Here is a 1,047-nt window from a genome sequence, read left to right on the forward strand (position 1 = left end):
TCCGGTCAGGTGCAGCAGATCGCCTCGTACGAGATCGACGACGTCCGCGCCGACGGCGACCAGGTCACCGTCACCGGCCGTCGCGCCGGAGAGCCCTTCGCGGTGACCGTCGACGTCATCGTGAACGCGACCGGGTTCCGGCCCGACCTCGACATGCTCCGCGAGATCCGCCTCGGCCTCGACGACATCGTCGAAGCACCCCGAGCGCTCGCGCCGCTCATCGACCCGAACCTGCACTCCTGCGGCTCCGTCCCGCCGCACGGTGTCGCGGAGCTGGCGCATCCGGAGCCGAACTTCTTCATCGCCGGCATGAAGTCCTACGGCCGCGCCCCCACCTTCCTGCTCCTCACCGGCTACGAGCAAGTCCGCTCCATCGCCGCTGAACTCGCTGGCGACCACACCGGAGCCCGACAGCTCGAACTCGTCCTCCCCGAAACGGGCGTCTGCTCCTCCGACATCGGTGGCAGCTCCTGCTGCACCACCCCAGCCGTCACCGGCACTCCTGCCGCTGACGAGGCTGCGTGCTGCACTCTGCCGGAGCCGGCCACTGACAGCACCTCGTGCTGCACCAACTGACCGGACTCGCGCCCATGACCACGAAGCCGACCGTCCTGTTCATCTGTAAGCACAACGCCGGACGCTCCCAACTCGGCGCCGCCCTCCTCGAAATCGCGGCCCCCGGCCGGTACACGGCCACCTCCGCCGGCATCACCCCGGCCGACGAGGTGAACCCCTCGATCGCCGCGACCGTGGGCGAGCTCGGCCTCGACATCACCGGACGCGTCCCCCGGCGAGTGACGCCCGACCTGCTCGAACAGGCGGACATCGTCGTCCTCATGAAGCCCGGTCTCGAACTTCCCGCAGAACCACGCGGCCCGGTCCTGAAGTGGTCGTTCCCCGACCCCACCTCCTGGTCACCGGCAGACGTGCGACCAATGCGGAACGCCGTCGCGGAACGCATCGAACGAGAGCTCACGCAGCCGTAGCGACCGGCCTACCCGACACCAAGCGAAGCCAGAAGCACGACACAGAACGAAGCTGCTCACA

General features: G+C 68.8%; 1 protein-coding gene and 1 pseudogene. Both read left to right on the top strand.

What is annotated here, in order from left to right:
- A pseudogene (locus tag HP507_RS00100) lies at positions 1–576 on the top strand (flavoprotein); the annotation flags it as partial.
- Between the two features lie 14 nt (positions 577–590).
- Positions 591–986: an arsenate-mycothiol transferase ArsC gene (locus tag HP507_RS00105; protein WP_175349873.1), complete on the top strand. Its 396-nt coding sequence runs from the start codon at positions 591–593 to the stop codon at positions 984–986.
- Positions 987–1,047: the final 61 nt, after the last annotated feature.

This window comes from Curtobacterium pusillum (assembly GCF_013359865.1).
Classification (GTDB): Bacteria; Actinomycetota; Actinomycetes; order Actinomycetales; family Microbacteriaceae; genus Curtobacterium; species Curtobacterium pusillum.

Bases quoted from the DNA above. Each gene is read 5' to 3' on its own strand.
- HP507_RS00105 (WP_175349873.1), top strand. From the start codon at position 591: ATGACCACGAAGCCGACCGTCCTGTTCATCTGTAAGCACAACGCCGGA.